9 protein-coding genes are annotated in these 7,203 nt (G+C 61.2%); 2 read left to right on the forward strand and 7 right to left on the reverse strand.

Translation table 11 applies throughout. The annotated features are described in order from the left end of the window. Window positions 1-6: 6 nt before the first annotated feature. The 7 genes from nifA to nifW all read right to left on the reverse strand — a co-directional run bounded on the left by nifA (window position 7) and on the right by nifW (window position 6,448). Window positions 7-1,701, reverse strand: coding sequence for a nif-specific transcriptional activator NifA (nifA, locus tag KEC16_RS16650; RefSeq protein WP_211551001.1), 1,695 nt, complete (start codon window positions 1,699-1,701; stop codon window positions 7-9). Window positions 1,702-1,894: 193 nt separating this feature from the next. Continuing rightward, the gene (locus KEC16_RS16655; RefSeq protein WP_211551002.1) at window positions 1,895-2,350 is read right to left on the reverse strand and encodes a ferritin-like domain-containing protein; all 456 of its coding nucleotides are present in this window, start codon (window positions 2,348-2,350) and stop codon (window positions 1,895-1,897) included. Window positions 2,351-2,359: 9 nt separating this feature from the next. Further along, entirely contained in the window at window positions 2,360-2,653 is a 294-nt protein-coding gene (locus KEC16_RS16660; protein ID WP_211551004.1) for a ferredoxin family protein, read from the reverse strand. Window positions 2,654-2,712: 59 nt separating this feature from the next. Further along, window positions 2,713-4,014 (reverse strand): FAD-dependent monooxygenase, encoded by a 1,302-nt coding sequence (locus KEC16_RS16665; RefSeq protein ID WP_211551006.1) that lies wholly within the window; start codon window positions 4,012-4,014, stop codon window positions 2,713-2,715. 14 nt (window positions 4,015-4,028) lie between these two features. Beyond that, window positions 4,029-5,129 carry an electron transfer flavoprotein subunit alpha/FixB family protein gene (locus KEC16_RS16670; protein ID WP_211551008.1) on the reverse strand — a complete coding sequence of 367 codons (1,101 nt, stop codon included), beginning with the start codon at window positions 5,127-5,129 and terminating at the stop codon, window positions 4,029-4,031. Between the two features lie 13 nt (window positions 5,130-5,142). After that, a complete protein-coding gene (locus KEC16_RS16675; protein ID WP_211551010.1) occupies window positions 5,143-5,994 on the reverse strand; it encodes an electron transfer flavoprotein subunit beta/FixA family protein in 852 nt (283 codons plus the stop codon). A gap of 127 nt (window positions 5,995-6,121) precedes the next feature. Beyond that, window positions 6,122-6,448 carry a nitrogenase stabilizing/protective protein NifW gene (nifW, locus tag KEC16_RS16680; protein WP_211551012.1) on the reverse strand — a complete coding sequence of 109 codons (327 nt, stop codon included), beginning with the start codon at window positions 6,446-6,448 and terminating at the stop codon, window positions 6,122-6,124. Here nifW and KEC16_RS20220 point away from each other — a divergent pair. Next, on the forward strand, window positions 6,409-6,528 hold the full coding sequence (locus tag KEC16_RS20220) for an SWIM zinc finger family protein (RefSeq protein ID WP_428846067.1): 120 nt from the start codon (window positions 6,409-6,411) through the stop codon (window positions 6,526-6,528). The two genes, nifW and KEC16_RS20220, sit on opposite strands and share 40 nt — an antisense overlap. Window positions 6,529-6,735: 207 nt before the next feature. Then, window positions 6,736-7,074, forward strand: coding sequence for a P-II family nitrogen regulator (locus KEC16_RS16690; protein WP_024078621.1), 339 nt, complete (start codon window positions 6,736-6,738; stop codon window positions 7,072-7,074). The last annotated feature ends 129 nt before the right edge of the window (window positions 7,075-7,203 follow it).

The raw sequence follows: 7,203 nt of genomic DNA on the forward strand, positions 1-7,203 counted from the left end.
GTGCGGCTAAAGCTGTCTGATTTCGATGTCGTATTTTTTTAGGGCATAGCCGATCTGGCGTGGCGTCAGCCCCAACAGGCGGGCGGCCTTGGCCTGGACCCAGCCGCAACGCTCCATCGCCTGAACCAACCGCGAGCGCTCATCCAGGCTGTCCAAATCCACCTCTGGGACGGATTCGCTTGGCGCCTGGGGGGCGCTGCTGACCGGCGGCGGCGCGGCGGAAACGGCGACCGGTTCGCGCACCGGCGCGGTGGGGATGGGGACCAGATGGCTGGCGCCTTGGCCTTGGCCGGGTTTGCCGTCCCACAGGGTCGATGACAGACAAAGGTCGCGCCGACACGACAGGTCGATTTCGTCGATGACGTCGCCATGGGCCATGGTGGCGGTGCGATAGATGCAGTTTTCCAGCTCGCGCACGTTGCCGGGGAAGTTGCAGCGTTGCAGGGTTTGCAAGGCCTTGGCGGTGATGCCGACCTTCCGGGCGTTTTCCTGGTTGAATTGGCCAAGGAAATGGTCGGCCAGCAACGGAATGTCGCCGTGACGCTCGCGCAGGGGCGGCAGGAAGATGGGCACCACGTTCAGGCGGAAGTACAGATCGGCGCGGAATTCGCCCTTGGTTACCGCCATTTCCAGATTGCGGTTGGTGGCGGCGACCAGGCGCACATCCACTTTCAGGGTCTTGGCGCCGCCGACGCGTTCAAATTCGCCCTCTTGCAGCACGCGCAGCAGCTTGGACTGGAAATTGGCGGAAATCTCGCCGATTTCGTCCAAGAACAAGGTGCCGCCATTGGCCAATTCGAAGCGGCCCTTGCGATCGGCGATGGCGCCGGTAAAGGCGCCCTTTTCGTGACCGAACAATTCCGATTCCAGCACGCTTTCCGACAGCGCCGCGCAATTGACCTTGACGAAGGGCTTGGCTGCGCGCTTGGACAGCATGTGCACGGCGTGGGCGATCATTTCCTTGCCGGTGCCGCTTTCGCCGCGCAGCAGCACGGTGGCCTTGGTCGGCGCCGCCTGTTGCACCTGGGCGAACACCCGGCCCATGGCCTCGGAATTGCCGACGATGTCTTCCAATCCGGCGGCCTGGGCGGCGGCGGGCTTGATCTTGATGACCTGCTTTTGCAGCCGGGCGTTGTCTTCCATCAATTGTTCGCGGTCAGCCAGCACCTTGCGGTACAGGCCGACGGTCTGGCCGATCAGGGTGCCGACCATGGTCAGGAAGCGGATATCGTGTTGAAACCCCCGGTGGGCGCCGCTTTCGCGGCTGCGCAACACCGACAGGGTGCCAAAAGGCCGGTCATTGGTCTTCACCGGCACACAGAGAAAAGCCAGGCTGTCATCGTCTGGGTCCAGGAATTCAGCGATGTAATCGGCCAATCCAGGGTCGCCGACGGCGCTGGGCACCACCATGGGCATCGAGCCTTCCAGCACCGGGCGGATGGCGGCCATGGGGTATTTCAGCCCGCCATCGCGGGCTTCGCGCAGGCTCATGCCGGTGACGGCGGCCAAGATCTGTTCGTCGCTGCCGTCATCCAAGGTGACGACGCCGTGGCGCATTTGCAGATAAGAGGACAAGATGTTGAGGACGTCATGCAAGGCACGATCAAGATCGAAGGTCGAACCCAGCACCTTGCCGATTTCATAGATGCCGATCAGCTGCGCTTCGCTGTCTTCGTTCCGCGTTTTGCTCAAGCTACCCATCCTGTGCACCCCATGGCTGGCCTTGCTCTAAGAATGAGCATCCCCACGGCATGATTAATTGTTAGACTTTAGCGCTGTCTGAACTGGTTCGTCCAGTGCCACCAAGCCGGCAATTGCTGCAAATGCGAAGGGGTGCCCATGCGCTTGTTGCACATGGGCACCCCTATCGGGTAGGTCAAGAGGATAAACCGTATCAGGCGGCCAGACGCTGGATCCAGCGCTGGATCGCTTCCACGTGCTCGGCCTCTTCGTCGGTGAATTCCTGCGCCATGACGCGAATTTCCGGATCGGTGGTGGTGTCGAGCACGTTTTTATAGAATTCATAGCCGCGCATCTCGGCATCAAGCGCCAGACGCATGGCTTCTTGTACTCCCATCATCGGGTCGGCGCCCCAGATGGCGGCAGCTTCCGGGCTTTCCATTTCCGGCCACTTGAAGTCGTCAGCGGTCATTTCCGGCAGGTCATGATAGCCGCAGCGTTCCTTGGCCTGCTGGTAATGCAGCTGCGAGTAATGGGCCATTTGGGCGAAGAAGTCGCAGACTTCCTTGTTGCCGTGGGTTTTGGCGGCTTCGGCCAGTTCCTTGAAGCGCAACACCGCCTCTTGTTCCAACCGCGCCGCATAGGCGAGGAATTCGTCAACCGATTTCATGACAGTTCCTCAACCGAACTTGAACAAGATGCCGTAGCCACCGCGCGGATAATTCCACTCGATGTCACCGGTGGCGGCGCAGACGATGCGGCAGGTGCCGCATTCCAGGCAACCATCGGGAGCGATTTCGACCTGACCGGTTTCGTTGCGGGTATAGCAACCGGCCGGGCAGACCTTGACCAGGGCGGCCAAGGCATCCGAGGGCTTGGTGTGCGGCTTGACGCTGATATGGGGGCGGCCTTCGTCCACCATGTAGCGGTTCTGATAGAGCTTTTCCTCTACCTTGATGCTGATCTCTTGCATGGAGGTTCTCCTGATGAGCCCAAGGCGGCGGCGGGGGCGCCAGCCTTGGGCTCGTCTGATTAACGGAAGGCGCGAGCCAGATTGAACATATCGCCGATCAGACCGCCGATACGCCGCGTCGAGCGGAACGACTTGGTGATCTTCTTTTCCTTGCTGCGCTTATCTTCGCCATCGACGCGCAACATGGTTTCGGCGGCTTGCGACAACAGGCGCGGATAATCGGTGAAGAAGTGCTTGTTGTTGTGCAAGACCTTGGGCAAGCGGCGATATTTGTGCAGATCCTTGATGACGAAGCTGTCTTCCAACGCCTTCTTATAGGCGGACAGCACCGAGGCGATCATCGGCTTGCCGGCCTTCTTGGCCTCGATCACCGTCTCGGCCGCCAGACGCCCCGAAGTCATCGCCATGTTCGAGCCCTCACGATGGACGGCGTTGACGAACTGGGCGGCGTCGCCGACGATCATCCAGCCATCGCCGAACAATTGCGGCACCGCGTTCAGACCGCCTTCGGGGATCAGATGGGCGGCGTATTCCTTGACTTCGGACCCGGCCAGCAACGGCTTGATCGACGGATGGTTCTTGAATTTTTCCAACAGGAAGGCCGGGCGGACCTGGGCTTCGGTGAAATCCGAGACCAGGCAGCCGATGCCGACGGCGATGCTTTCCTTGTTGGTGTACAAGAACGCGGTGCCGACCATGCCGACAGTGACCGAGCCGGCCACCTCGATGACCACGCCTTCTTCCTCGCCGATGTTGAAGCGGCTTTCGATGACGTCTTGCGGCAGGAAGTGCATTTCCTTGACCGCCAGGGCGACGGATTCGGGGGTGACTTCTTTTTTCAGGCCCGAGCGGTTGGCGACCAGGGCATTGACGCCATCGGCCATCACCACCACGTCGGCATAGACTTCGCCTTCGTCACGGTCGGTGCGGACGCCGATGACCTTGCCCTTGGCATCCTTGATCAGTTCGGTGACGGTGGTTTCGCACACGACCAAGGCGCCGGCTTCGCGGACCTGGCGATTGAACCACTTGTCGAACTGGGCGCGGATGATGGTGTAGCGGTTGGGCTTTTCTTCATTGAAGGCGTCGGAACGATAATGGCCGCCGACATGGGCCTTGTCGTCCAAGATCCACATGCGTTGTTCGACGATGTGGCGTTCCAGCGGCGCATCCTCGCGGAAATCGGGGATGATGCGTTCCAGCGCGTCGGCGTACAAGATGGCGCCCTGGACGTTCTTCGAGCCGGAATATTCGCCGCGTTCGATTTGCAGCACGTTCAAGCCGGCCTTGGCCATGACATAGGCGCAGGCGTTGCCCGAAGGGCCGGCCCCGATCACGATGGCGTCGAAAGTCTCACTCATGATTCAAGCCTCCTTCAGCCGGCCAGCCGGTTGACCGCCAGACGGCGGCGAAATGCTTCGGTCAATGCCGGCAGGATCTGCAAGGCGTCGCCGACGATGCCCATATGGGCGAATTCGAAGATGGTGGCGTTGGGGTCGGTGTTGATGGCCAAGACGATATCCGACCCCTCGACGCCGACGCGGTGCTGAATGGCGCCCGAAATCCCGGCGGCGATATAAAGACGCGGCCGGATGGTCTTGCCGGTCTGGCCGATCTGGCGTTCCGCCGGCATCCACCCCTTTTGCACCACCGGGCGCGAACAGCCGTATTCAGCGCCAAGAACCTGAGCCAGATCGGTGACCAGCTTGAAGTTCTCGGGCCGGCCCAGACCCATGCCGCCGGCGACGACGATATCGGCATAGGCCAGTTGGGCCTTGTCCATGTTGGCGTCGGGGATGAAGTCCAAAATCTTGGTGATGATGTCGCTTTCGGCCATGACCAGCGAATGGCGGACGACGCGGCCGGTGCGGCCTTCTTGCGCCTCCGGCATGGCCATGACGCGGGGGCGGATGGTGGCCATCTGCGGACGGAAGTTGAGCGTGTGGATGGTGCACAAAAGCGTGCCGCCAAAGGTCGGGCGGGTGGCCGCCAACGAGCCTTCGTGGTCGATGGCCAATTCGGTGCAATCGGCGGTCAGGCCGGTGGCCAAGGTGGTGGCGACGGTGCCGGCCAGATCGCGGCCCAGATTGGTGGCGCCCATCAGCAGGATTTCCGGCTTGAAGGTGTTGACCAGATCGGTCATCGCCGCCGCATAGGGCTGGTTGCGGTAATCGGCCAGCAGCGGGTCTTCCATCAGATAGACCAGATCGGCGCCATAGGAAAACGCCTCTTCGATCGCCTTGGTGGACGCGTCGCCGGGGCCGGCCAGCAAGGCGCCGGCCAGTTCAACGCCCAACTTGTCGGCCAGCTTGCGGCCTTCACCCAGCAATTCCCATGAAACCGGGTGAACGACGCCGCGTTCCATTTCGATCAGCACCCAGACGTGCTTGTAATCGCGGAAACGTTCGGGCAGTTCCTTCTTCATCCCGGCGCGGGAGCCACCGGCAGCGGCGGCGGGAGCAGCTTTATCGCTCATGTCACTCTCTCCTTCAGGCCTGAGCCGCGCGGCCGACCAGATCGGTCTGCAGCTTGGGGGCGGCGGCGAAGATGGCTTCGACGGCATCGTTGGCGATGTCGCTGGTGGGACGATTGGTGGTGTCGATCAACTTGGCCTTGTCGGCGCGCGGCTTGGGCGCGAACACCTTCTTGACCACGGTGGGCGAGCCGCGCAGGCCGCAGCGGGTGACGTCCTCGATGCCGGCGGCGGCGGCGTTGAAGGTCTTGATCGGCTCGCGGCCGGCGCGCAGCACGTTGGGCATGGAGCCGCGGCGGATGGTGTTCGAGCCTTCCAGCATGGTGACCATGCACGGCAGCTTGGTCTTGAGCACCTGGACGCCGCCTTCGGAGCGACGCTGCACGGTGATCTCGCGCGCCTTGGCGTCCAGCGCCTCGATGGAGGAGACATAGGTCAACTGATTGAGGCCGAGGCGACAGGCGATCCCCGGGCCGACCTGGGCGGTATCGCCGTCGATGGTCTGCTTGCCGCAGAACACCAGATCCACCGGTTCGTCCTCGGCGATCTTGGTGATGGCCATGGACAAGGCATACGAGGTGGCCAGAGTGTCGGAACCGGCGAAGAAGCGGTCGGTCAGCAATACCGCCTTGTCGGCGCCGATCCCCATGGCCTTGCGCAGCGCGTCCTCGGCCATGGGCGGGCCCATGGTCAACACGGTCACCTTGCCGCCGACCTGATCGCGCAATTGCAGCGCTGCTTCCAGCGAGTAAAGGTCGTACGGATTGATGATCGTCGGCACGCCCTGGCGCATGATGGTATTGGTAACGGGATGGACGCGGATCTGAGCGCTGTCCGGAACCTGCTTGATACAAACAACGATATTCATGGCCGGGCTCCTTGGCGGAAAATCTGGAACTGCGTTTCGCAATCCGCGTGCCATTGCAGCAAAATTATAAAAATCAACGGGTTGTCGTGTTTTTTATAGGTATGCCATTGTCGCGCTTGCGACAGTGTCAGCCGCGACCGGCCTTTAATGCGTCAAGCGAGACAAAACCCGGACTTCCCGGTTCCTGGTCCTTGAACACCTTGAACACTTTTTCGCTGATCCCGCTGGAGACGACGAAATCGGCGTAGGCGCGGGCCAGACTGGCGGCGCAGGCGGCTTTACGGCTTTCCTCGGGCAGGGCGTCGACGCCGTCCTGCTTCAGGTATTGCTGAAAACGCTTGAGGATGTGGAGGCGACTGACGCTGACCACGCCTTGATCGAAAGGCACCGCCAACAGGGTGAAGAACTCCTCTGCTGCCGACAACGTGCGCAACTGCTCAAGAATTCCGCTCATGCTCATGCCCTTTTTTCCAGGTCGTGGGCGGCGGTTGCCGTCCCGTGCATAGAAGCGCAGCAAAGGGCGTGCCAGCCTAAACTGGAAGCAATGCCTTGATTTTGTGCAAAATCCCGTGTGTCGCATATGCGACAGAGCTGTCGGGATTTGTCGGGTCAGCCAACAAAAGCGCGAAAAAGCGCCAAAATGGCGGTCATCGGTTAAAACGGCACGGCTTTTGAATAGGCAGAGTTAGTGGGCAAGCGCCCGCGTCGGCGTAGTGACCCTTCAAAATAAGGGGGAAGACCGTGAAACTGATCATTGCCATCATCAAGCCGTTTAAGCTGGACGAAGTGCGCGAGGCGCTGACCCAGTTGGGTATCCAGGGGCTGACCGCCACCGAGGTTAAGGGCTTTGGCCGTCAAAAGGGCCAGACCGAGATTTACCGTGCTGCTGAATATGTCGTGAGCTTCGTGCCCAAGATCAAGATCGAGCTGGTCGTCAATGACGACGTCGTCGATCGCGCCGTTGAAGCCATTCAGGCGGCGGCCCGGACCGATAAGATCGGTGATGGCAAGATCTTCGTTATGGATGTTGCCCACGCGCTGCGCATCCGCACCGGTGAAGCCGATACCGAAGCCCTTTGATCCCCTTCCGTCAGAGGAAACAATCATGAGCGATCTTATGAAAAAGGTAGTCGCCGGCGCCGGGTTGGCGTTGAGCAGCATGTTCATTGCCGGCGCTGCGCTGGCGGAAGAAGCGGCCGCGGCCGCGGC

Origin of the sequence: Magnetospirillum sulfuroxidans (genome assembly GCF_018224925.1) — a bacterium.
Lineage (GTDB): Bacteria > Pseudomonadota > Alphaproteobacteria > Rhodospirillales > Magnetospirillaceae > Magnetospirillum > Magnetospirillum sulfuroxidans.

Coding starts and splice junctions, on each gene's coding strand:
- nifA (WP_211551001.1), bottom strand. CDS start 1,701: ATGGGTAGCTTGAGCAAAACGCGGAACGAAGACAGCGAAGCGCAGCTG.
- KEC16_RS16660 (WP_211551004.1), bottom strand. CDS start 2,653: ATGCAAGAGATCAGCATCAAGGTAGAGGAAAAGCTCTATCAGAACCGC.
- KEC16_RS16670 (WP_211551008.1), bottom strand. CDS start 5,129: ATGAGCGATAAAGCTGCTCCCGCCGCCGCTGCCGGTGGCTCCCGCGCC.
- KEC16_RS16655 (WP_211551002.1), bottom strand. CDS start 2,350: ATGAAATCGGTTGACGAATTCCTCGCCTATGCGGCGCGGTTGGAACAA.
- KEC16_RS16665 (WP_211551006.1), bottom strand. CDS start 4,014: ATGAGTGAGACTTTCGACGCCATCGTGATCGGGGCCGGCCCTTCGGGC.
- nifW (WP_211551012.1), bottom strand. CDS start 6,448: ATGAGCGGAATTCTTGAGCAGTTGCGCACGTTGTCGGCAGCAGAGGAG.
- KEC16_RS16675 (WP_211551010.1), bottom strand. CDS start 5,994: ATGAATATCGTTGTTTGTATCAAGCAGGTTCCGGACAGCGCTCAGATC.